Raw genomic sequence first — 23,350 nt, 5'->3', positions numbered from 1 at the left:
TGTGGAACTTGATCTTGTCATCGATGTGGTGTGCCCTTGGTGCTTTGTTGGCAAACGCCAGTTGGACAAGGCGCTGGAGATGCGCCCCGGCAGCATTTCGGGTGTGCGCTACCGGCCATACCAGCTTGCGCCCGACACGCCAGCTGAAGGCGTGGACCGCAAAAGCTATTACCGGAAAAAGTTCGGCGACGGGCCTGAGCTCAGTGCCATGCGCGAGCACCTGAGGGCGCAGGGTGAGAGCCTGGGCATCAGTTTCGATTTCGATAGCGACTGCACCATTGCCAACAGCCTCGATGCCCACCGGCTGATCCGCTGGGCCATGAGCTCTGGAAAGCAGGCCGAAGTGGCAGATGCCGTGATGAAGGCTTATTTCGAGGACTGCGCCTTCATTGGCGATCATGCGCTGCTAGCTGATATCGCGGCACAGGCGGGGATGGACCGTGACCTGGTGGCGGAGCTGCTGGCATCTGATCAGGACAAGGACTTGATAAGGGCGGAGGTCGCCCACGCCCAGCAGGCGGGCATCCGCGGTGTGCCCATGTATATCTTTGACAGCAAATATGCCGTCTCCGGCGCGCAGGGGCCGGAGGCTCTTGTACAGGTGATTGACAAGTTGGCTGAGCAACAATCTGCCTGAATGAAAACAGGCAGCCTTTCTGGAAAAGACTGCCTGCTACTCAGGACACTGGTACTCGGAACAAAGGCCAGGGAAAGCCGTTTAGTCAGGCCCTGGGAATTTCAGGTTCCCAGGGGAGCGGGCCCCGCTGATTGGAGAGGAGAGACAGTAGGGCCCACGAGGGAGCTCGTTAGAAGCGGGCGATCAGGCCAGCTTTTGTGGTCCAGGCGCTTTTGTCGTTGCCGTAGGTAGTGTAGTCGGCACCCACGCGGAAGCTCAGGCTTTCGCTCAGGGCGCGCTCATATCCGCCGCCAAAACGCCAACCGTCGTCATTGAAGGCGTCGCCTTCTGCTGTGGTTGGGTCGAAGCGAGTGCGAACAAAGCCGGCTTTACCATAGATCAGGTTCGCGCCGTCAGAGCCGAAAGCCTGACCGAGGGTGAGGGATGCACCCCATTCATATTCGCTTTTCAGGCCTGTGGCGTGGTTATTGTAGCCCGTGTCGCCAAACGTGCCTTCAAGGCCGACAACAAAATTGTTGTCCATCTGGTTGCGGAAGCCGATCACGCCGCCATAATAGAGGCTACGATCACGTTTTGCGTCGCCTGCCAGTTTGGTCCAGTCCACACCGGCCTCAATACCGGCATAGGCACCGTCGAATTTCTTCTCGCCGTCTGCAGCACTTGCTGCCGCTGTCATCAGCGTTGACGCCGCTACCACACCCAAAATCGTTTTCGAGAATTTCATGACTGTCCTCCGTGTCGTTTCTCAAAGCGCCGAGGCATTCTTTCGTGCTCGGCTTCGATGAGTTGAATTTGGAGGGGATTTGGGGCGCGTCTATGGGCGATCAGTGGCAGATTTAAGAAACATTATGGCGCATTGCGGCGCTCAGCTTAACATCTGTTCAGAAAAGGGAGTGAAAGCGGGTTTCACCCCCTGTTTTTCTTATTTTACTCGGCTGACGGCTTTGCCCGCGACAACACGGCCCAGCCCGCCAGCACGGACAGCAGACTCGCAGCCAAAACACCAAGCCGGACATCCGCCTGCAGCTCCACTGATCGGTAGGCCAGGCTGCCGATAAAGAGACTCATGGTAAAACCGATCCCTGCAAGGTGACCGGCGCCCCAAACATGCGCCATGGTGAGCTTGCCTGGCAGCTTGGCGCGGAACAGCCATACAGCGGCCATGGCGCCAGCCATGACGCCCAAAGGTTTGCCGATTGCGAGGCCCGCGAGAATACCTGAGCTCACCGGTGCCAGCAGCTTCTCAACGGAGAGGCCAGCCAGTGATACGCCAGCGTTGGCAAAAGCGAACAGCGGCAGCACCATCAATGCCACGGGCGTGTGAAGGTTATGCTCGAGATCCTCAAGCGGGGAATGGCCTTCCTCGTCCTTGGTTGCCGGGATAGCAAGGCCCACAGCAACGCCTGCGAGCGTTGCGTGCACGCCCGACTTGAGAACAGCCAGCCACACCAGAGCGCCAATGAACAAGTAGGCGGACGTATTTCGGATGCCAGCGCGGTTGAGAGCAAACAGCGCCACACAGCCCAGCGCAGCAAGCGTCAGGGAGGTCACTGAAAGATCGGCAGTATAGAAGGCTGCGATGATGATCACGGCGCCCAAGTCATCAAGGATCGCAAGCGTCAGCAGAAAGAGCTTCAGTTCAGGTGGCACCCGGCTGCCCATCATGGCCAGGATGCCGATGGCAAAAGCGATGTCTGTTGCTGTTGGGATGGCCCAACCGCTCATGGCTTGTGCGTCGCCGCCTGTCGCGAGCCAGAAAAGAAGGGCCGGGACAGCCATGCCACCCACAGCGGCCAGGCCGGGCAGTGCCAGGCTCTTGAGGCTCGATAGCTCGCCTGTGACCACTTCGCGTTTGATCTCAAGGCCAACCAGCAGGAAGAATATGGCCATCAGGCCTTCGTTGATCCACAGCAGGATTGGTTTCGACAGGCCATATTCACCAATGGCGATAGTGCCTTTGGTGTTAAGAAGCGCGTCATAGAGCGGTGCGAAGCCTGAGTTGTCCAGAATAATGGCGAACGCGGCTGCGGCGATTAGCAAAAGACCCCCGATAGCATCGGGCGACAAAGACAGTTTCATTGTGATCTCCAAGACATTCCACCCCCATATTGGAGCAGAAAGCAGAAGATACAATGTTAAATCGACCGAACTGGTCCGATTTCTATGGGGGCGAAATTCGGCGTACTAGATCATGAAAAGGTAAGCAACGAAGCCGCTTACGGCGATCAGGTTAAGGGCAGTGCCCCAACCGGCAGAAACTGTATTTTGGCTGTGTTTCATTATTCTATCCTCAGGCTATCCTCTGTTCGCTGGCTGCAGGTTTTCCTGTCTGTCCAACGTATGGCTGTCGTGTTTCGGGCGCTAGAGCGGTCATTGCCAACCCCGTGTCGCCCGATCTGCAACGTCACCCTTTTTGACTTATCAGCTGCCGGATGATCTTTCTGTGCTGCAGATCACTGCGACATATAGGGAGCCTGGCGCCGATAACAATCTATAAAAAAGTTAGGGCAGCTATGCGTTTTTGGACAAGCTATTGGAATTTCAGAGTAAATGAGCAAGCAGAAAAGCGGCTTGCTGCCCACACAGACAGGTGCTGATGAATTCCTGATCGTCATCCGGTCAAATCAGGAAGAGGTAGGTGACAAAGGCGCTGACACCCAGAAGGTTGAGCCCGGCAACCAGACTGGAAAGGGCAGGGGTGGGCTTCATGACACGTCCCCGGTAACTGTCCTGTTGGCCTGAACAACGGGAGGCGGTGTAGGTCTAGCGGCTGCCTTTTGCCGCCGGTGAAGTAAAGTTACTCCCAAAGGGTACCACCCGGGGCTTAACACTTTCTGATCAAAGAGGGTTAACAAAAGGTAGGAGTTACTCTGCGGCTTTGGTTGCCACGGCTGCCAGCCTTTTGGCAACGGCGTTCACGGCCTTGAGACGCGCGCCAATCTTGTCCATGCGGGCATAGTAGGTCAGCTTGTGATCGGGCCGCAGTTTGGCCGACGCACCTGTGCCTGAGATGAATTCAACAAGGCCTGCCGGGTTGGCGAACTGGTCATTCCTGAAGCTGATGGTCATGCCCTTGGGGCCAGCGTCCAGCTTGTCGATCCCCGCGCGTTTGCACGAGCCCTTGATGATCATGATCGCCGCCAACTGCTTCACGGCGCCCGGCAAAGGGCCGAACCGATCGATCAGCTCCGCGCAGAAGGCGTCCACGTCTTCCCGCGTTTCCAGATCCGCCAGGCGGCGGTAGAGCGCCATGCGCTGGGTCAGGTCAGGCACATATTTTTCCGGGATCATCACGGTGGCGCCCAGGTTCAATTGTGGTGACCACTCGAGATCATCGTAGCTCTCGTCGGCGCTGCCAGCACGGGCTTCCGCCACGGCTTCCTCCAGCATCTTCTGGTACAGTTCAACACCCACTTCCTTGATGTGGCCGGATTGCTCATCACCCAACAGGTTGCCGGCCCCGCGAATATCCATGTCGTGGCTGGCGATCGTGAAGCCTGCGCCCAGGGTATCCAGCGCCTGCAGCACCTGAAGCCGCTTATCGGCATTCTCACTGAGCATCCTGTTCGCGGGCGTCGTGAGGTACGCATAGGCGCGGGTTTTTGATCGACCCACGCGGCCCCGAAGCTGGTAAAGCTGCGCCAGGCCGAACATGTCTGCCCGGTGCACCACCATGGTATTGGCGTTCGAGATATCGATCCCGCTTTCAACAATGGTGGTGGACAGCAGCACGTCATACCGGCCCTCATAGAAGGCGGTCATCACATCCTCGATGGTCTTGGGTGTCATCTGGCCGTGGCCGATGATGAATTTTACCTCTGGCACATGTTCCTTCAGGAAGGTGGCTGCTTCTTCAAGATCCGCGATACGCGGCACCACATAGAAGCTCTGGCCGCCGCGGTAGTGTTCACGCAGCAAGGCCTCGCGCACCACGACCGGATCAAACGGCAGCACAAAGGTGCGCACGGCCAGGCGGTCCACCGGTGGGGTCGCGATGATCGAAAGGTCGCGAATGCCGGACATGGCCATCTGCAGTGTGCGCGGGATCGGTGTGGCTGTCAGCGTCAGTACATGCACGTCCGCCTTCAGTTCCTTTAGCTTTTCCTTATGGGCAACGCCGAAGTGCTGCTCCTCATCCACGATCACCATGCCCAGATTCTTGAACTCAACCCCCTTGGACAACAGCGCGTGGGTTCCGATCACGATATCGCACGTGCCCTTGCGCATCTCTTCCTTTGTGGCCTTCTGGTCCTTGGATGAGACCAGCCGCGACAGCTGGCCAATGCGCACGGGCAGGCCCTTGAAGCGTTCAGTGAAGTTCAGATAGTGCTGGCGCGAAAGCAGTGTGGTAGGCGCAATGATCGCCACCTGCAGTCCGGCCATGGTGGCCAGGAAGGCTGCCCGAAGCGCCACTTCTGTTTTGCCAAATCCAACGTCGCCACACACCAGCCGGTCCATCGGTCTGCCGGATGACAGGTCAGCCGCCACCTGCTCGATGGCTCGCAATTGGTCTTCGGTTTCCGTAAACGGGAAGCGGGCGGCAAATTCGTCATAAAGGCCTTCGGGTGTTGTCACCCGTGTGCCTTCCTTCAGTTCGCGTTCTGCGGCCAGTTTGATCAGCGCGCCTGCCATCTCGCGGATGCGGGCCTTGGCGCGGGCTTTCCGCGCCTGCCATGCCACGCCGCCCAGCTTGTCCAGCTGCCCGCCTGCGTCCTCGCCGCCGAAGCGGGACAGGACCTCAATATTTTCAACGGGCACATAAAGCTTGTCGCCGCCCAGGTAGGTCAAGAGCAGGCAATCGTGCGCCGCGCCAGTGACTTTCACGGTCTCAAGGCCTTCGAACTTACCGATGCCGTGGCTGGCGTGCACCACCAGATCACCGGGCGACAGCGCGCTGGCTTCCTTGAGGAAATTGTCGGCCTTCTTGCTGCGCCGTGCCTTGCGGACCAGCCTGTCCCCCAGCACGTCCTGTTCGGAAATAACCGCCAGGTCTTTGGTCTCAAACCCACGCTCAAGCGGCAGCACGGTGACTGCGATCAGGGTCTTGTTCTCGCGCCGGATGTCTTCCCAGCTTTCGGCTAGCCCCACCGGCATCAGGCCGTGGTCCTCGAGCACGCCCTTAAGGCGGTCGGCGGCGCCAGCGGAGTAGCTTGCGAACACCACACGTTTCTCGCTGGCACGCAGCGACTTCACATGGTCGCGCACGGCGTCATACACATTGATATCGCGGTTATTGCGTTCGGGGCCGAAGTCTCGTCCCTGGCGGGCTTCAAAGCTCACCACATTCAGGGCAGGGGGTTCCTCGAACGGTGTCAGGCGGATGGCGTTCAGCTCATCCAACCGGTCCTGCCATTCGGCTTCGCTCAAATAGAGCTGCGCGCTTGGCACCGGTTTATAGGGCGGCGCGGTGATGCTTTTCTCGTTTTTGGCAATCTTCCAGGCTTCCCGGCGTGCCTCATAATAGTCGTCCACCGCCTTGAAGCGTTCGCCTGCCGCGTCATCCACCTGATGGTCGAAGGTGAAGACGGGGGCGTCCAGATAGTCGAACAGCGTGGCCATCTTGTCGTGGAAGAAGGGCAGCCAATGTTCGGCGCCCTGATATTTGCGGCCTTCACTGATGGCCTCGTACAGCAGATCATCACCCTTTGCCGGGCCGAAGGTGTTCACATAATTCCGCCGGAAGCGCTCAATACCTTCTTTGGACAGGGAAAATTCGGATGCCGGTTTCAGATGCAGGCGCGGGGCCTTGCCTGTGGTGCGCTGGTCCAGCGGGTCAAATCGGCGGATGGTGTCAAGCTCATCGCCAAAGAAATCCAGCCGCAGCGGGCTGTCTTCACCCGGAGGGAAGATGTCGATCAGACCGCCGCGCACGGCAAACTCGCCGGGTTCCATCACCTGGCCGGACCGGGTGTAGCCATTTGATGCCAGGAAGTCCGTCAGCGCCAGCAGGTCCACCTCGTCGCCCGGTTCGGCATGGAAGGTGGCATCCTTGACGGCCGCGGGGGCCGGGACGCGCTGAAGCGCGGCGTTGATGGTTGTCAGCACCAGAAGCGGTCTTGATTGCTTGCCTGCAGTCAGGCGCGACAGGGTCGCCATACGGCGCGCCACGATGTCGCTTTGCGGGCTGACACGGTCATAGGGCAGGCAGTCCCACGCGGGGAACAGAAGCACTTCGATATCCGGCGCGAAAAACTTTACCGCTGCCGCCATTGCAGCCAAGCGCCCGTCGTCAGACGCCACATAGAGAACTGGACGCTTGGCGTTGCGGCCCGCCAGGTCTGCAAGCAGCATGGCGTCAAAGCCGCCGGGCACGCCCGAGGCAATCAGCGGCATCTCCGCGTCTATCAGTTGGTCCAGTGGCATGGTGGTTGGGTGTCCGGTTTACTTGGCCTTGAGCGTCATGAAGTCCAGCTTCTGAAGCCGGTCCATCATCTCACCCTGAAACTTTTCAGGCACATCGATGCCTTTGGTTACCCAACCCAGAATTTCATGGTCCTGCTCTTCAAAGAGCGTCTCGAACCAGGCGCAGTCTTCTGCGCTGAAACTGTCCTTGTTGGCCTCAACGAAATTGCCGAAAATCAGGTCCAGTTCCTTGATGCCGCGGTGCCACGCCCGAAACAACAGGCGGCGCCTGCGGTCTTCAAGGTTGATGTCCTTGTGCGGGTTATAGCCCTGGTCGCTCATTGCTCAAACCTTCCCTCGGGAAACTGGAAAAATACATCGCCACCAGCAGATTTTGATCTGTCTGTTTGATGGGCGGCACACCATAGGCTAAGGTCCGCTTTGGTTAAAGGGAAACTTTCATGATTTTCGGGGGAATTCCGCCCTATGCGGCCTGAAGCGCTGTTTGATTATTTCGCGGATATCGAGCGCCTGCCGGGCATCGGCAAGCGTAACAAGCTGGCGATAGAGCGTCTGGCCGGCGCGCGCACGCGCGACCTTTTGTTCCACCTACCCACGGGACTGGTGGACCGGCGTTACCGCCCGAAAGTAAGGGACGCCGCGCCCGGCAGTATCGCGACGCTTGAGGTGGTGGTGGATGAACACCTGCCGCCGCACAACAAGCGCGCGCCCTATAAGGTGCGCTGTCATGACGACACAGCGGAGCTGACGCTGGTGTTTTTCCATGCCCGCGCGGATTACCTGAGGAAGCAGCTCCCCGAAGGCGAAACGCGGATCATTAGCGGAAAACTTGAGCATTTCCAAGGGGATGCTCAGATGACCCACCCCGATTATATGGTCTCCCTGGATGCTGCTGACGAGCTTCCGCTTCTCGAGACCGTCTATCCGCTGACAGCCGGGCTGTCGGGCAAGGTGCTTCGGAAGGCCATCCATGCGGCGATTGAAACCGTGCCCCCGCTGCCGGAATGGCAGCTGAAGGATATCGTTGACCGCGAAGGGTGGCCTGATTTCCTGAGCTGTATCAAACATTTACATAGCCCTTCCGGACCCGAAACATTAGCACCCAAAAGCCCCGAGCGGCGGCGGCTGGCGGCGGATGAGCTGCTGGCCACCCAGCTTGCGCTGGCGATTGTGCGCGACCGCACGCAGAAAAAACGGGGCAGGGCACTTAAGGGCAATGGGCACATAAGGGGCACACTCATAGGGAATCTTTCCTACAGCCTCACGGGGGACCAGGAAAAGGCGCTTCAGGAGATCATCACCGACCTTGAAAGCGGCCGCGCCATGCTGCGGTTGATGCAGGGCGATGTCGGCAGCGGCAAGACGGTGGTTGCGCTTCTTGTGATGGCGGCGGCGGTGGAAGCGGGTGTGCAGGCAGCCCTTTTGGCGCCCACGGAAATTCTGGCGAACCAGCATCTGGAAACCATCGCGCCGCTCGCGGAAAAAGCCGGGCTCAGGGTTGAAAAACTGACGGGCCGTTTCAAGGGTAAGCACCGCAAGGAAATCCTGGCGCGCTTGGCGGCGGGTGAGATCGACATCCTTGTCGGCACCCACGCCATCATTCAGGATGATGTGCATTTCAAGGATCTGGGCCTCGCGATCATTGATGAGCAGCACCGCTTCGGTGTGCAGCAGCGCCTGGCACTCGCCGCCAAGGCGACGGCAGGGATTGATGTGCTGGGCATGACCGCCACCCCCATCCCGCGCACGCTCACGCTGACGGCGTATGGCGACATGGATGTGTCGCGCATTCAGGAAAAACCACCCGGCCGCCAGCCAGTGGACACCCGCGTGGTGTCGCTGGACCGCATCGGCGAAGTGGCGCAAGGCATCGCCCGCGCCGTCGAGAAAGGCCAGCGTGCCTACTGGGTTTGCCCGCTGGTGGAAGAGAGCGAAAAGCTTGATCTGGCGGCGGCCGAGGACCGCTACCTTGCCTTCCAGCAGATGCTGGGCCCGCGCGTGGGGCTGGTGCACGGCAAAATGAAGGGGCCGGAGAAAGACGCGGTGATGGAAAAATTCCAGACCGGCGAGATCAGCGTGCTGGTTTCCACCACGGTGATTGAGGTGGGCGTGAACGTGCCGGAAGCCACCATCATGGTGATCGAACATGCCGAACGCTTTGGTCTGGCGCAACTGCACCAGCTTCGGGGGCGTGTGGGGCGCGGGGCAGGCAAGTCCAGCTGTATTCTGCTGCGGTCAAACGAGATTGGCGAGGTCGCGCGCGCGCGCCTCAAGACCATGCGCGAAAGCGAGGACGGCTTCCTGATCGCGGAAGAAGACCTGAAGCTTCGGGGTGGCGGCGAAATTCTGGGCACGCGCCAAAGCGGCCTGCCGGAATTCAAGATGGTTGATTTCCTTGAGCACGCTGACCTGATCGAGCTCGCCCGGGACGACGCGCGGCTGATCGTCAACAAGGACCCTGAGCTTCAATCAGAGCGCGGCAAGGCGCTTCGGCACCTTCTTTATCTGTTCGAACGCGACGAGGGCGTGCGCCTGATGCAGTCAGGGTAACCCCACGCTGTCATTCGCTGACTTGATCAGCGAATCCATGTTCGGCCTCGGCTCTCAGGTCAAGCCGACGAGTGACGATGGTGTAAGTTGTGCTCATCCCATTTGACTATCTCCCATCCACGCTATTTTACCTTTTAAACAAGGTTTTAAGGGGCGGATACACATGGCGTGGGAAAAAGAATTAGCCGAGAAGAGGAAGCGTGAGGCGCTGGCCGAAAAGATGGGCGGCGAGGAAAAGCTGGCGCGCCAGCACGCCCGCGGCAAGCTGGATGTCCGTGCCCGCCTTGCCAAAATGGCTGACCCTGGCAGCTTCCGCGAGATCGGCAGGCTGGCAGGCAAGGGCAGCTATGACGAGAACGGCGACCTCGTGGACGCGTCGCCCGCCAACTTCCTGTTTGGCCGCGCTGACGTGGGTCGCCGCCCTGTGGTGCTGACCGGCGATGATTTCACCGTCAGGGGCGGGGCCGCAGACGCCGCCATCTGGCGCAAGGCCGAGCAGGCCGAACAGATGGCGCATGAATATGGCCTGCCGCTCATTCGCCTGATTGACGGCACCGGCGGCGGCGGCAGCGTGAAGATGCTGGAAGACATGGGGCTGACCTACGTGCCGTACCTGCCGGGCTGGCAGCATGTGGTCAAGAATTTGGAGAGCGTGCCCGTGGTGGCGCTGGCGCTTGGGTCCGTCGCGGGGCTTGGGGCCGCGCGGGTGGTGGCCAGCCACTATAGCGTGATGGTCAAGGGCATGAGCCACATGTTCACCGCCGGGCCTGCGGTGGTAGCTGCCATCGGCGAAAACTTGGACAAGGAAGCGCTGGGCGGCGCTGAGATCCATGCGCGCAACGGTGCGGTGGATGAGCTGGTGGAAAGCGAAGAGGCGGCATTTGAGGCCGCAAAACGCTTCCTCAGCTATCTGCCGAGTGCGGCGGGACAGCCAGCGCCGCGCGGTGACACCAGTGACGGCGTGGAGCGCCGCGACGAAAAGCTGCTGGACGCCGTGCCAGAAGACCGGCGCAAGGCCTATAGCATGCGCCGGATTTTGGACAGCGTGATGGACCGTGGCAGCGTGTTCGAAATTGGCAAGCGCTGGGGCCAGTCGGCCATCACGGCGCTCGCGCGGCTCGACGGATGGCCGGTGGCGGTGATCGCATCCGATCCATCCTTCATGGGCGGCTCATGGACCGCCGATGCAGCGCGCAAGATCGAACGGTTCGTGAAGCTCGCGAACACCTTCCGTCTGCCGGTGGTGCATTTTGTTGATAACCCCGGCTTCATGATCGGGCTGGAGGCTGAAAAAGCCGCCACCATCCGGTACGGCGTTGAGGCGCTGAATGGCATCTACAGCTCCACGGTGCCGTGGGCCAGCGTGATTGTGCGCAAGGCGTATGGCGTTGCGGGCGCGGCCATGAGCGACCACACAAAATTCCAGTACCGCTTCGCCTGGCCATCAGGCGACTGGGGCAGCCTGCCGCTCGAGGGCGGAATTGAGGTGGCTTATAAGGCTGAGTTAGAGAAGGCCGAAGACCCACAGGCGGCACTGGCGGAAATCAAGGCGCGGCTGGATAAAGTACGTAGCCCGTTCCGCACGGCGGAAGCCTTCATGGTCGAAGACGTCATCGATCCCCGCGAAACACGGCCGCTCCTATGCGAATTCGCCAACCTCGCCCAAGGCAAGCTGGCGGTTGAGGGGTGATGATGGACCCTGAAACAAGTTCAGGGTGACGAACGAGTAGGGTGCTCCGCTTGAGTAAAACAAACTGTCATGCTGAACTTGTTTCAGCATCCATTAGGCAGTCAGGGAAGGATACAGGTCTTTCCAATCAGGGTTATGTTCTTCAATCAGGTTGATTTTCCATTGCCGGTGCCAGCGCTTTAGCTGCTTCTCTCGTTCAATAGCCGAATTGATGTCGTCGAATGCCTCGAAGTGAACAAGCGCATGCACACCATACTTTTTGGTGAAACCATCAGCATGGTCTTCTTTATGTTCCCAAACGCGCTTGACCAGATCGGACGTGACGCCCACATAGAGCGTGCCGTGCTTCTTCGATGCAAGAATGTATGTGTAACCCTGCTTGTCCATGGCTTGAGTTAAGCAATATATGGACCCTGAAACAAGTTCAGGGTGACGAACGATTAGGGTGCTCCGCTTGAGTAAAACAAACTGTCATGCTGAACTTGATTCAGCATCCATAGCCAACCAGTGCAAGGCAGGCGCCTGTTGCATCTCGAAGTATTCTGGAACAACGCCCAGGGACGGCGCTTCTATGAAAAGCAAGGCTACAAGGCCGAGACGATCAATTTGATCAAAGAGCTCTAAGTTATTGCTGGAAGTAAATTTTTACGTCGGGCAGGGTGCCGTATCTATTGTCACCCCGTCTTGGCACATGTGGGATTAGTTCCTTGATGTCCTCGTAGGTCACACCATCTGGCATCTCCATGAAGTCCATAAAATTGCCAGTTGTATATGCATATTCGTGACCTTCATTGGTTACTAAGGTGAAGTGCATATATCCCATGCCGGACTCACCAATCCTGTAAAGGAATTCCCGGTGTTTTTTGGGAAGTCTATTGGGTGATGAGCGTATGGCTTTGATCCGGGCGCTTAACTGAGGGTTTTTCAGATATTGGTCCCAAGAGCCGTAATAGGATGCGTTTTCTTGGGAGCGGCCATCAATTAGGTAAACGTTTTCGAGGATCGAACCGTCTTCCAGCTCGATGCTGCAAGGGTACCAATTGCCAGCAAAACCATTGGATGGTTCTATCGATTGCAGTTGGGCGAGCATTTTTCCGGAAAGTTTGGGAAGTCCAGCATACCATTTTGCATATTGCCGCTGACTTTCCTCAATCATCTCGGGCGTTATGTCAGCAGGGGTGATCATTGCGTTTTGAGGCATAAGTCCTGCTTCAGGTTGAGCCTGATCGTTATCACAGGCAGAGAGCAGCATCAGCAGCGCAATGTTCGCAACATGAACTGCTCGTTTCATACTTAGGTCCTCACCCAATCGCTTTCTCATAGACGCGGTAGGTCTTGTAAATCTCGCAGCCGATCTCTTCGAGAATGCTGATCATCCCCTCGTTATCCTCAAGAATCCAGCCAAGCTCGCCAAAGTAAGCCCCGCGGTCCATCACGTTCCTTTGGCTTACCTGGATCATCCACATGGCCATGGCGGCGCCGAGGGGGCCTTTCTGGAACTTCTTGCGCACACCCATCAGCGGCACGCGGCAGCGGTCCTCTTTGCCGTTCATCATGCGCCAGGCCACCTTGGCCCAGCCGAACGGGAACAGTTTGCCGTCAAGATCGCGGATCTTGTGGTTCACGTCCGGGATTGTCAGCATGAAGGCGACGGGCTCGCCCTCATATTCACAAATCATGGTGCGGTAGGGCTTCACCACCGGCTTCAGGGCTTTGGCGCCATGCTCGACTTCGTGTTTGGTGAAGGGCACATAGCCCCAGTTTTCCGACCATGCCTCGTTATAAATTTCGAGCACCGTGGCGACCTCGGCGTCGAAACGCTTCATGTCGATCTCGCGCATGGTGACCTTCTTGTTCTTCTCGGCCATCTTGACGATGCGTTTGGCGCGCTCGGGCACGGGCATGTTCAGGTCGAGCCGGAAGGCATGCATGTCCTTGGCTTTCTCAAGGCCGTGGGCCTTCAGCCAGCCGTCGTATTCGGGCCGGCCGTGGGGCATCATGAACACGGGCGGCGTGTCAAAGCCCTTGATCAGCGTGCCGACCTCTTCGGCGGTGTTGAGGGACCACGGCCCCTGCATGCGCGTCATGCCGCGGGCCTTGAGCCAGGCTTCGGCGGTGGCCAGCAGCTTGTCGGCCACGTCCTTCGTGGTGGCTTCAAAAAAGCCGAAATGACCAAGGTTCGGGCCCCATTTTTCCTGCGCCAGCGCGTCCACTTGGGCGGTGATGCGGCCAACGGGCTTCCCGCCTTCATAGGCCACCCAGTGGGCGACTTCCGCATGCTCATAATAGGGGTTCTTGTCGCGGCGAATGGCGTCCATCCGCTCCATCATCAGGGGCTGGATCCAGTTGGGGTCATTCGCATACACCTGCCGCGTGGCGTTCACGAAGTCCTTCAGGCCCTTCACATCGGTGATTTCTTTGATGATGATGTCGCTCACGCGTCGCTCCCCGGAAATATTGACTGTGTTCTGACTTAAGGCAGGCAGGGCCTTAAAGCAAGCGGGTGCCGTTCGGCACGGGCTTGGATGGCGTGATCAGCACGGTGCGGCCATCTTCTTCCATGGTCGCCAGCGTCAGCACCTCTGATTTCACGCCAGCCACGCGCTTGGGTGGGAAATTCATGACCGCCAGCACCTGCATGCCCACAAGGCCTTCCTTTGTGTGTTCTTCGGTGATCTGGGCCGAGGTTGTCTTGACGCCAAAGTCCGGGCCGAAATCCACTTCAAGCACATAGGCGGGCTTGCGCGCCTTGGCGTTATCGGTGGCGGAAAGGATGGTGCCTGCGCGGATGTCTACGCGTAGGAAGTCTTCGAATGTAATCTCAGCGGTCATGTCAGGGGGCCAGCTTTTTCAGGGGTTTCAGCTTGCCGATGCGGCCAAGGGCGTTTGCGTCTTCGTGGTTCAGGCCGTAGCGCACCAGGATCATCACAGATATCAAGAGGCCCGCGATTGCCCCCACGATGCCCACAGGAACCGGCCAGTGGTTGCTGGCAGGGATAAGCGACAGCATGATGCCGCTTGTGAAAAGCGATACGATCAGGGGGCGCAGGGCATGGCGGTCATAAGGCCATAGCTTGAAAATGAAATAGGTTTCTGCAAGCCCCAGGAGTGCCGTGACATTAAGGCCGGATGCGGCGGCAATGGCAGCGCCTGTAACATCGTACAGGGGGATCAGCCAGTTGCCGAGAAGCAAAAGGGTGATAAGGCCGAACACGCCGTTGATGGTGGGCAGTGACCTGTGGCCGAGCATTTCAATGATCGCGCTTGATGGGCCTGTTGCGGCTTCAAGAACGCGCCCCGCGCACAGGATGGACATGGCAGCGGCTGCGGCCTGGAATTCAGGTTCCATGGCGGCAAGGATATCATTGCGCGCCAGCACAAGGGCGGCACCAAATGGCAGCGCAAGCGTGACCGACAGGCGGGTTGCGTAGCTGAACATGTCCTGCAGTGCGGCGTGGTCGCCGTGGCCATCCTTTTCTGCCGCCAGGGGCGCCATGACATACTCAAACGTCATGCGCACGGCCTGCAGGGCGCTGGCGATCTTGCGGGCTACGGCATAATAGCCACCCGCCGCCGCGCCATCGGCGCCCGGCAGCAGGTAATTGAGGAACATGACCGGGAACTCGCTGAACAGCTTCTTGATCAGGTTTGCCGGCATCACGGTGAAGCCATACTGACGCATGGCCCTGGGCATAGGGCCGGTCATTGGCGCGCGCAGTACCATCGCGAAATCATAATGTTTGGCCACCAAGCGAAGTGCCAGCGCCGCAGACAATACCACGCTGACAAGATGTGCCAGGAAAAGCCCGTAGGTCATATAGTCCATCAGCGCGAAGCCGACAGCGGCCATCAGGCGAAGGCCCTGTTCGTAGAAAACCCGCACGCGGATTTCGGGGCCGAACTTCCTGCGTGCGCGGATGGCGGCGGTCCCCACCTCAACCATCGTCCAGAAAGGCAGCACCCAGACATAGACCCGGATCACGCTGATCAGGTGGTCTGCGTCATCTTCGGCGGCGCTGATCATGGTTGCAAGCTTCGGTGCGGCATAGAAGGTGGCAATGGCAATGGCTGCGGCGATCAGGAAGCTGAACTTCAGTGCATAGCCCACGGCCAGTTCGGGGTCGCTCCCGTTCGCCTTGGGCACAAACCGCTGCAATGCGGTGGTCATGGCGGCGTCGGACACGGCGGTTGAGACTTTCACATAGGACCAGAGAACCGCGAACAGGCCGAAGGTGGGGGCGCCATAATACCAAGTGAAGGCGATAACCGAGACAGCCTCAATCAGTGCGCCCATGCGCCCAAGGAAAGCGAACCCCGCGCCACCGGCCACTTGTGCCCTGTTCTGGTTTTTTTCAGGCCGGGCAGGCGGCTGCTTCTTGTCCATGTCACTCACCGGCTATGGGCTTCTCTTGGAGCTTCTTGGCTTTTCTGGGCAGACGGCCTTCCTCAGTATGGAAAATCACGGCATAGCCAACCACAAGGAACAGGAAGAAGGGCGCCCATGCTGCCAGGAACGGCGGTGCGACGCCAAATTCGCCCATTGCCAGCATGAAATTGTCGGCCACGAAGAAGCTGAAACCAAGCGCCATGCCGAACACGACCCGGATCACCAGGTTGCCCGCACGGTGCACGCCGAAGGCGGCGACAGCGGCCAGAAGCGGCATCAGGAGCGATGAGGCAGGCCCGGCCATCTTTTGCAGGAAGCTGGCCATCAGGCGCGCGGTGGGTAGGCCGTCTTTCTTTAGTTCCTGCATCGACTGCCACAGTTTGGGGAAGGACACATGGTCCGGCTTAACCGTCAGGGCCTGAAAGCGTTCCGGGCGGGTCTCCAAATCCCATGGCTGGCTTGGGTGAATGGTCATCTCATGCGTGCCCGCGTCGAACCGGCGTACTTCATGAAGGGTCCAGCGGCCGTCCTGATACCAAGCGAAATCTGCATGGACCATCGCCTCAAGCTTGCCCTTGTCGTCGCGCTCAAACAGGGAGACTTTATCGAGCACCACCCGGTTCCGTATCTGGCTCACGGCTTCAACCAACACCACCGTTTTGTGTTCCTTGATCCAGACACGGCCTGACGGGCCAGCGCTTGGCGGCAGATCGACGGCATAGCCATTGTCCTGCCAATATTCCAGATCGGCGTTTGCCTTTACAACAACTGTCTCGTTAAAGAGGAAATGGCTGGCGGCGATAATGAATGACGCGATGCCGAGCGGCAGCAAAATACGGTGCGCCGACAGGCCGCTTGCCTTCATCACCACCACTTCGGAATGCTGATTAAGCGTCGCGAGCGTCAGGAGCGTTGCCAATAGGGCGGTAAAGGGCACGAACTGGCTGATCAGTTGGGGTGCCCGCATGCTGACATAAGACAGTAGCGAAACCCAGTTGGCGCCTTCGGCTGCCATGATTTCGTCAGACGTAGCCAGAAGGTCCAGCATCTGCAAAACCGCCGTGAGGCCGATGAGGATGCCGAAGAAGCGGCCAAGGTGCATGCGCACCATATAGCGTGCCAGCGTCCGGGACGGCACAAACAGGCGGCGAAGTGTGCGTCTATCAAGCATCAGTCGCTAACCCCCATGACTTTCTTGGACAGGCGCTTGATCGGCCCGCTGATGAAGGCCCAGCTCTTGTCGACCCAGGCGAGCGGTTCACCGCCCACCTTGTTGGCCGCAATATGGAACAGGGTGAAACTCAAGAGAGAGAATGCGGCGAATAACAGCCAGATGGTGCCATAGGGCGATGCCCCGTTCTGAACCGCAGTCTCCATCGCTTCCATGAATTCGTTATAGAGGATCAAAAGCGTCAGCCCGACCACGATGCCGGTGCCTTTACCCGTTCGTTTGTTGGTAATCCCCAGGGGGATCGCCAGGAACGGCAGGATCAGGAAGGTTATTGAATGCATCACACGCCAATGGAAGTTGCCGTTGAAGGCGGCGCGTTCTTCAGTGGGCAGGGTCGGATTGTCCTTCTCCTGCCAAAGCTCAGGCAGCGTCATCTCCAGCTCTTCGCCGCCGCGTTCGCGGAAGGCCTCCTTGGCGGGGAGTTTCACGGTCAGGTCCTGCTGGTCAAATTTGAGAACGCGTGGCTTGTTCTGGCCTTCGTTAAGATCAATCAGCACGCCGTTGAAAAGGCGAAGCAGAATGGTGTTCTCGTCATCTGTCGCGAAAAAGCCGCCGCGTTCGGCGCTGACGGCCAGGCTGCGGCCGTCACTGCGGCGTTCCATGAAGATTCCCAGAAGCTCTGCGCCCTGGTCGCGAGATTCTTCGATCATCAGCGTAATGTTGTCGCCAATATCGACAAACTCGCCCACGCGGATGCTTGCGCCCAGAGCGCCGCTTCTGAGGTCGAACACCAGGCTTCTATAGGCATAGCGGCCATAAGGCTGCACCCAGCCCACAAGAATGGTGTTTACAATTACCAGCACCAGCGACAGCGCAAGCACTGGCCTTACCAGCCGGTTCAGGCCAATGCCCGACGATGTAATGGCGTCATACTCGCTGGAAAGGGAGATTTTGCGGAAGGCCAGAAGTGTGCCCAGCATCAATCCGATCGGCAGCGCCAGCCCCATATAATGCGGCACCTGGTTCGCCAGCATCTGGAACACGACCTCAACCGGCCCGCCCTGGTTGACGACAAAATCAAACAACCTGAGCATACGTTCAAGAATCAGCAACAAAGCTGCGATACCCAGGGTCGTGAAAAGCGGTCCCAGAATTTGCCGCAGAATATATTGATCGATGCGAGTAAACATGCTTTGGCGCTACACCCCTATGAGCCTTGTTGCAAGAGCCTTTTCTTCTTTGAGGTGGCAAAGAAGGCAAAAGCATGTTGAGTTATACCCAATTTGTCGTCATATGGGACATATTTTCGCCACCATCGGCCGCCATTTGCAAACATATGCGGGGCACCTGGAGAAGTATATGCTGATTAAATCGAGTCATGTTTCGAGTATGATGGTGGCAGCCTGCATGATTGCAGGGGGAATAAGCCTGCCAGCTCTAGCTTCAGCAGAAGTTGACCCGGCGACTGTCGAGCATGACATGGCGCAGTGTGAGGCGCCTGATGTGGGTCAGTCATTTGTAAAGGTATCCATTCAAGGCCTTAAGGACCTTGAAGGCAACATCCGGGTGCAGGTGTATGGCCCCACGGCAGATGATTTCCTTGAAAAAGGCAAGAAGCTGGTTCGGGTTGACGTAAAGACGGAAGCCGAAGGCCAGGAAATCTGCGTTCCCATGCCTGGGCTGGGCGATTACACGCTGGTCGTCATGCATGACCGGAATGCCAACGGTAAAGCAGACTTCTTTTCGGAAGGTTTCGGCTTTTCCAACAATCCCAAGCTGGGGCTCGGTAAGCCAGATGTGGAAGAGGTGGTTTTCACCGCTGAAGAGGGCGTGAAAGACATGCCCGTGAACCTGAAATACATTTTCGGGGCCGATGAGGAACAGAAGGAAAAGCGGCGGAAGCTGCGCAGGCGCTGATGAAGGCTGCGGCGAAAGGCCGCGAAAAGCCCTACTCTATTTGCGTCAGGGCCCATTTCACTGTATGAAGGCGGCGAAAGTTTGATAGAAGCGTCCGAACCTAGTGTTTAGGCGGGCTTTGTTACAAGAGTTTGACACCATGCAACTGGAAAAAAGCAGTATTCAGTCTGGCGCGACTGTGCCGCTTATCGCGATTATTTCCAATCCGCTCAGCACCACCAATGCCGCGCGGATTGAGGCGATCCGTCGTGTGGTGGATGAAAGCGCCAATGTGGTGCATTTTGAACTGAGTGGCATCGATAGCATTGATGAGGCGCTGGCGCTGTTTGCGCGCGCCAACCCAGACATGCTGATTATCAATGGCGGCGACGGTACGATTGGTGCTGTATTGGCTTCCATTCTGCACAACAACCCGTTCACTGTTATTCCGCCGATTGCCTTCCTGCCTGGCGGCAAGACCAACATGACGGCAGCCGACCTTGGCTTCAAGGGGCGGCCGGAGAAGGTCTTCAGGCGGTTGATCCAGATTGCCAAGGAAGGCGGCATCGCAGACAGGCTGGTGAGCATGAACCTGATCGAACTTGATCTGGGTGACGGCAAACCTCCTCGTGTAGGGACATTCTTTGGCACGGCGGGTGTTGTGAAAGGTATTCACTGGTGCCGTGACCACGCCTATAATGCGGGCATGCCCAATGGTCTTGCTCATGTTGTGGCCATACTGAAGCTGCTGGCGTCTGCTTTTGGGCTGAGCCGGGACAAGCGCCTGATGGTTTCTGATCCGATGACCGTAACCATCAAGGGTGGTGGCCGCTTCACTGGCGAATTTGCCGCTGTGATGATGACGACCCTCGACAGGCTTCTTCTTGGTATGCGACCATACGGGAAAGAAGGCCGGGGCGGTTTGAAGTTTTCAGCCGTAGAAGCCGGTGCCGGAAATGTGTTCCGTGCGGTAAAGGGGCTGTTGACTGGCGGCTTCGGCAAGAAGACAATTGGTGGGGTCCATACCCGCCGCGCCGACGAGATTCGCATCGATGGTATTGATCCTGTAACACTTGATGGCGAAATATATTACCCAACACCGGGGAAAGAAATTATACTCCGTGGCAATAGGGCATTAACATTTGTGTCGCTAAAATAGGGACCATGATGACTAGTAAAGCTGATCAGGAACTGACGACCTTTATCCTGGACGAGTGGAAGCGCCCGGTGCCGGATGCTGTCAACCAGGCCGCTCGGGCTGTGGCTGACAAATTCGGCGACTGTGTATCGGGCATTCTCTTCTATGGCTCGTGCCTGCGCACAGGAGACATTGAGGAAAAAGTCCTGGATTTCTACGTTATCGTGGACAGCTACAAGGAAGCGTACAAGAAACGATGGCTTGCGATCGCGAACCAGATCTGCCCACCAAATGTTTTCTACCACGAGCAGGAAGTGGCCGGCATGACGGTGCGCTGCAAATATGCGGTGCTGTCGCGTTCTGATTTCGCTTTCCGGGTGCGCCCCGAATGCCTGAATGTTTCCGTGTGGGCGCGTTTCTGCCAGCCTTGTATCCTCCTTCTGCCAAAGGATGAGATGACGAAACAGTCGATCGCGGGCGATGTGGCGCAGGCGATGAAAACAATGATCAATAATCTGCTGGAACTGATCCCTGGTGCGACCAACTCGCGCGACCTGTGGGTGGAAGCGTTCGAGCAGACCTACGCAGCAGAACTTCGTTCCGAGCGCCGCGGCAAGGGCCTTGAGATTTACCTCCTGGACCAGGACCGCTATGACGCGCTGACAGCACTTGCGGAAGAAGCCATGGGCATTGTCCCGGGGCCAATCCCGCCGATCAAGCAGCCGCCACGCACTGAGCGCGTTGTGCCGCGTCTTAAATGGTTTGCGCGCCGCTGCAACGGCAAGTTTGTCAGCTTCATGCGCCTTGTGAAGGCCGCTATGACGTTCGACGGCGGCATTGATTATCTGGCCTGGAAGATCAAGCGCCACTCAGGCGTTGAGATCACGGTCACGGACCGCATGCGCAGGCACCCGATCCTGTCGGGCATTTCCCTTTTCTGGGGCCTCAAGCGCAAGGGCGCTTTCAAGTAAGCCCTTCAAATAGGAAAAGAAAAAGGCGGCCAGTGAGCCGCCTTTGTTTTATCCAGCTTGGATAACTGCTAGGGCTTCAGGTCAAGGCCGACCTTTTCGGCCGTGATCTTGAAGCGCTTGATGATCTCGTCGATCTGCTCAGTGGTGTGCTGGGCGCACACGCTGACGCGCATCAGGAACATGCCTGCGGGCGTCGCAGGCGGTGCCGCCATATTCACATACACACCTTCCATGATCAGCTGTTCCCAGAATTTGGTGCCGATCATCACATCAGGTAGGTGCACGGCGATGATGGGGCTCTCAGCCTTGTCGGTACACAGGTCGAAACCCGCTTCCTTAAGGCCCGCATGCAGGCGCTTGGCGTTTTCCCACAGGTGGGCCCGGCGGTTGGAGCCGCGCTTGATCGCCTCGATTGATTTGATCGCGCTGGCCACCACGCTTGGTGGTGGGCTGGCGGTAAAAATGTAGGGCCTGCTGACGTACCGCAGTACATCGAATTTAGGGTGGTTGGAGACGGCAAAGCCGCCAACGGTGCCGACAGATTTAGAGAAAGTGCCGACATAAAAGTCCACCAGGTGCTCCACACCTTCGGCTTCGGCGATGCCGCGGCCGTTTTCGCCGCAGAAGCCCATCGAGTGAGCTTCGTCAACCAGCGTCATGCAGCCGTATTTCTTTGCAACTTCAAGGAGCTCCTTAACTGGCGCCGCGTCGCCCAGCATGGAATAAATACCTTCGATCACCACAAGCTTGCCAGCATCTTCGGGCAGGCGCTTGAGGCGACGTTCCATGTTTTCCACGTCATTGTGCTTGAAGCGCACGATGGTGGCATTGCCCATGGAGCAACCGTCATAGATGGAAGCGTGGCTATCGGCGTCGATGATGACAAAGTCGTCCTTGCCGCCGAGCGCGGAGATCATCCCCAGGTTGGCCTGATAGCCGGTCGAGAAGACCATGCAGTGCTCCATCCCGTAGAAATCGGCGATGGTCTCTTCAAGCTTCTTGTGGCTCAGGTAGGTGCCGTTCAGGGACCGGCTGCCAGTTGTTCCGGTGCCGAAATCATCCAGCGCCTGCTTGGCTGCTTCGATGGCATCCTCGTTGAAGGTCATGCCCATATAGTTGTTGGTGCCAGCAAGGATGGTGCGGCGACCGCCGATCACGGCTTCGGTTTCGGAGATGATCTCTTCCATCACAACGGTGAAGGGGTCGGCCTTCTCGAAAGGAAGCGAGGCGCGAAGTGCGCTAATTGAATCAAACTTATCCAGCAAGTCCACGGGTAATCAGCCTTTTTCCAGGATTTTCTCTACGGCATCGGCAACGTGGGCGATGGTTTCTAGCTCAGGCAACAGATTGAGCGGCAAAACAATGTCGAACTCGTCCTCAATGTCGGCCACAAGGTCCATAACCGTCAGGGAATCAAGTTCAAGGTCAGACGCGAACGTAACTTCCGGCGCGAGATCGATACCCTTTTTATTCAGCGGTTCGATCAATTCGTAAATCTTTTCAATGGTTTCCGCTTTAGCCATCGTGTCTGCCTATCTCAAATAATTTTGTGCGGGATTGCATAGCGTCCTTATATCGGGACGCGCGCCATCATAAAAGCCCGTTTTTTCGATACCAGTCGATCGTGCTCTTTAGGCCTGCTTTAAGGTCATATTGCGGCGACCAGTTGGCCAGATGCGGGCGGCGTGCATTTCGGACCGTCCAGTCCTTGTGGCACAGGTAGCGTGCGGTGGACATGGTCAGCATTGCTGGCCGCCGGATCAGATTGGCTGCCAGGCCGTTGATGAAGCCAATGAGACCCAGGACGGGGAAGGGGATCGGCAGGATGAAAGGAGGCTTGTCATGCTTGCCCGCCAGCGCTTCCGCGACATCCGCAAGCGTGTAGCCACCCGCTTTGCCGTCATCCAGTTCTAGGACCGCGCTTTTGTTGTTGCCGTCAGATAGCGCCACCAAGGCTGACGCCATATCGCGGCCATGGATCATGGCGAAGCGATTGTGGCGGCTGCCGGGTGCGGGCAGAAGGCGGAATTTAAGCGCCTTGAAAAGCTTCAGGATTTCCTTGTCACCAGGACCATAGATGGCGGGTGGGCGCACGATGGTCCAGGTAAAGGGCCAATTGCGGGCTGTCAGCACCAGTTCTGACGCGCGTTTACTGGCGCCATAGTGGGACAGCATCGGCTCCCGCGCGGCCATGGAGGATACATGCACCACGTGGCTGACGTCTGCTTTCGCGGCGATATCCATCAGGCGCTTGGTGCCGCCCACATTCACGTCGAAAAAAGTGTCGCGGTTGAGCGCTTTGGTGAGGCCTGCGATATGCACCAGTACATCGGCGCCAGCGCACAGGCTCTTGAGGGCGGTGTCGTCATCCAGGTCTCCGGAAACCCAGGTCACGCCCTCCCGTTCGGGTTGTTGACGGCGGGTAAGCGCCTTTACAGAGTAGCCGGCCTCAAGGTAGCAATCGACAGCATGGCCGCCAAGAAAGCCGGTCGCGCCCGTAAGTGCGACAGTTTTCTGGTCACCCTTCAGGGAAGCGGTCTTGGCCAT

Annotated in this window: 21 protein-coding genes; 7 read left to right on the top strand and 14 right to left on the bottom strand. The window is 58.1% G+C overall.

Annotated features, from left to right (window positions below):
* The first annotated feature begins 1 nt into the window (after position 1).
* On the top strand, positions 2-637 hold the full coding sequence (locus ACFO5Q_RS04105) for a DsbA family oxidoreductase (protein WP_068147462.1): 636 nt from the start codon (positions 2-4) through the stop codon (positions 635-637).
* A gap of 169 nt (positions 638-806) precedes the next feature.
* Here ACFO5Q_RS04105 and ACFO5Q_RS04100 read toward each other — a convergent pair whose 3' ends face one another.
* Positions 807-1,361: an outer membrane protein gene (locus ACFO5Q_RS04100; protein ID WP_068147465.1), complete on the bottom strand. Its 555-nt coding sequence runs from the start codon at positions 1,359-1,361 to the stop codon at positions 807-809.
* Positions 1,362-1,564: 203 nt separating this feature from the next.
* Positions 1,565-2,716: a Na+/H+ antiporter NhaA gene (gene nhaA / locus ACFO5Q_RS04095; protein WP_068147468.1), complete on the bottom strand. Its 1,152-nt coding sequence runs from the start codon at positions 2,714-2,716 to the stop codon at positions 1,565-1,567.
* 471 nt (positions 2,717-3,187) lie between these two features.
* Here nhaA and ACFO5Q_RS04090 point away from each other — a divergent pair, with 471 nt between their 5' ends.
* Positions 3,188-3,379 (top strand): hypothetical protein, encoded by a 192-nt coding sequence (locus tag ACFO5Q_RS04090; protein ID WP_068147472.1) that lies wholly within the window; start codon positions 3,188-3,190, stop codon positions 3,377-3,379.
* A gap of 123 nt (positions 3,380-3,502) precedes the next feature.
* Here the strand turns inward: ACFO5Q_RS04090 and mfd are convergent, their stop codons facing one another.
* Both mfd and ACFO5Q_RS04080 read right to left on the bottom strand, forming a co-directional pair.
* A complete protein-coding gene (mfd, locus tag ACFO5Q_RS04085; protein WP_068147475.1) occupies positions 3,503-7,000 on the bottom strand; it encodes a transcription-repair coupling factor in 3,498 nt (1,165 codons plus the stop codon).
* 18 nt (positions 7,001-7,018) lie between these two features.
* Positions 7,019-7,321, bottom strand: a complete 303-nt coding sequence (locus tag ACFO5Q_RS04080) for an FAD assembly factor SdhE (RefSeq protein WP_068147476.1) — start codon at positions 7,319-7,321, stop codon at positions 7,019-7,021.
* Between the two features lie 144 nt (positions 7,322-7,465).
* Between ACFO5Q_RS04080 and recG the strand changes: the two genes are divergently transcribed.
* Positions 7,466-9,550, top strand: coding sequence for an ATP-dependent DNA helicase RecG (gene recG, locus ACFO5Q_RS04075; RefSeq protein ID WP_068147479.1), 2,085 nt, complete (start codon positions 7,466-7,468; stop codon positions 9,548-9,550).
* Positions 9,551-9,713: 163 nt separating this feature from the next.
* The gene (locus ACFO5Q_RS04070; protein ID WP_068147482.1) at positions 9,714-11,240 is read left to right on the top strand and encodes an acyl-CoA carboxylase subunit beta; all 1,527 of its coding nucleotides are present in this window, start codon (positions 9,714-9,716) and stop codon (positions 11,238-11,240) included.
* Between the two features lie 93 nt (positions 11,241-11,333).
* On the opposite strand, the gene ACFO5Q_RS04065 is transcribed toward ACFO5Q_RS04070, so the two are convergent.
* The 7 genes from ACFO5Q_RS04065 to lptF all read right to left on the bottom strand — a co-directional run bounded on the left by ACFO5Q_RS04065 (position 11,334) and on the right by lptF (position 17,988).
* Complete coding sequence (locus ACFO5Q_RS04065; RefSeq protein ID WP_068147486.1) at positions 11,334-11,627, bottom strand: GIY-YIG nuclease family protein; 294 nt, start codon at positions 11,625-11,627, stop codon at positions 11,334-11,336.
* Between the two features lie 238 nt (positions 11,628-11,865).
* Complete coding sequence (locus ACFO5Q_RS04060) at positions 11,866-12,531, bottom strand: hypothetical protein (protein ID WP_068147488.1); 666 nt, start codon at positions 12,529-12,531, stop codon at positions 11,866-11,868.
* A 10-nt stretch (positions 12,532-12,541) separates the two neighbouring features.
* Positions 12,542-13,678 carry a hypothetical protein gene (locus ACFO5Q_RS04055; RefSeq protein ID WP_068147489.1) on the bottom strand — a complete coding sequence of 379 codons (1,137 nt, stop codon included), beginning with the start codon at positions 13,676-13,678 and terminating at the stop codon, positions 12,542-12,544.
* A gap of 52 nt (positions 13,679-13,730) precedes the next feature.
* Positions 13,731-14,072, bottom strand: coding sequence for a tRNA-binding protein (locus ACFO5Q_RS04050; RefSeq protein ID WP_068147490.1), 342 nt, complete (start codon positions 14,070-14,072; stop codon positions 13,731-13,733).
* Between the two features lies 1 nt (position 14,073).
* Positions 14,074-15,624 carry a lipopolysaccharide biosynthesis protein gene (locus tag ACFO5Q_RS04045; protein ID WP_068147492.1) on the bottom strand — a complete coding sequence of 517 codons (1,551 nt, stop codon included), beginning with the start codon at positions 15,622-15,624 and terminating at the stop codon, positions 14,074-14,076.
* A gap of 1 nt (position 15,625) precedes the next feature.
* Positions 15,626-16,798 (bottom strand): LPS export ABC transporter permease LptG, encoded by a 1,173-nt coding sequence (lptG, locus tag ACFO5Q_RS04040; RefSeq protein ID WP_068147495.1) that lies wholly within the window; start codon positions 16,796-16,798, stop codon positions 15,626-15,628.
* On the bottom strand, positions 16,798-17,988 hold the full coding sequence (lptF, locus tag ACFO5Q_RS04035) for an LPS export ABC transporter permease LptF (RefSeq protein WP_068147500.1): 1,191 nt from the start codon (positions 17,986-17,988) through the stop codon (positions 16,798-16,800). Before lptF ends, lptG begins: the two co-directional genes overlap by 1 nt.
* 169 nt (positions 17,989-18,157) lie before the next feature.
* Between lptF and ACFO5Q_RS04030 the strand changes: the two genes are divergently transcribed.
* From ACFO5Q_RS04030 to ACFO5Q_RS04020, 3 genes are all read left to right on the top strand, one after another.
* Positions 18,158-18,715 carry a DUF2141 domain-containing protein gene (locus tag ACFO5Q_RS04030; RefSeq protein ID WP_197421056.1) on the top strand — a complete coding sequence of 186 codons (558 nt, stop codon included), beginning with the start codon at positions 18,158-18,160 and terminating at the stop codon, positions 18,713-18,715.
* A 139-nt stretch (positions 18,716-18,854) separates the two neighbouring features.
* Positions 18,855-19,853 carry a diacylglycerol/lipid kinase family protein gene (locus ACFO5Q_RS04025; RefSeq protein ID WP_068147505.1) on the top strand — a complete coding sequence of 333 codons (999 nt, stop codon included), beginning with the start codon at positions 18,855-18,857 and terminating at the stop codon, positions 19,851-19,853.
* A gap of 8 nt (positions 19,854-19,861) precedes the next feature.
* Positions 19,862-20,803 (top strand): hypothetical protein, encoded by a 942-nt coding sequence (locus ACFO5Q_RS04020; RefSeq protein WP_068147507.1) that lies wholly within the window; start codon positions 19,862-19,864, stop codon positions 20,801-20,803.
* A 68-nt stretch (positions 20,804-20,871) separates the two neighbouring features.
* Here ACFO5Q_RS04020 and spt read toward each other — a convergent pair whose 3' ends face one another.
* The 3 genes from spt to ACFO5Q_RS04005 form a co-directional block, all read right to left on the bottom strand.
* Entirely contained in the window at positions 20,872-22,074 is a 1,203-nt protein-coding gene (gene spt / locus ACFO5Q_RS04015; protein WP_068147510.1) for a serine palmitoyltransferase, read from the bottom strand.
* Between the two features lie 6 nt (positions 22,075-22,080).
* Entirely contained in the window at positions 22,081-22,326 is a 246-nt protein-coding gene (locus tag ACFO5Q_RS04010; protein ID WP_068147511.1) for an acyl carrier protein, read from the bottom strand.
* Between the two features lie 67 nt (positions 22,327-22,393).
* The gene (locus ACFO5Q_RS04005; RefSeq protein WP_068147514.1) at positions 22,394-23,350 is read right to left on the bottom strand and encodes an NAD-dependent epimerase/dehydratase family protein; all 957 of its coding nucleotides are present in this window, start codon (positions 23,348-23,350) and stop codon (positions 22,394-22,396) included.

Source organism: Kordiimonas lipolytica, assembly GCF_042651265.1.
GTDB classification, from domain to species: Bacteria; Pseudomonadota; Alphaproteobacteria; order Sphingomonadales; family Kordiimonadaceae; genus Kordiimonas; species Kordiimonas lipolytica.
The sequence above is the reverse complement of the archived record's forward strand: the minus strand, read 5'-3'. Positions and strand labels throughout refer to the sequence as shown.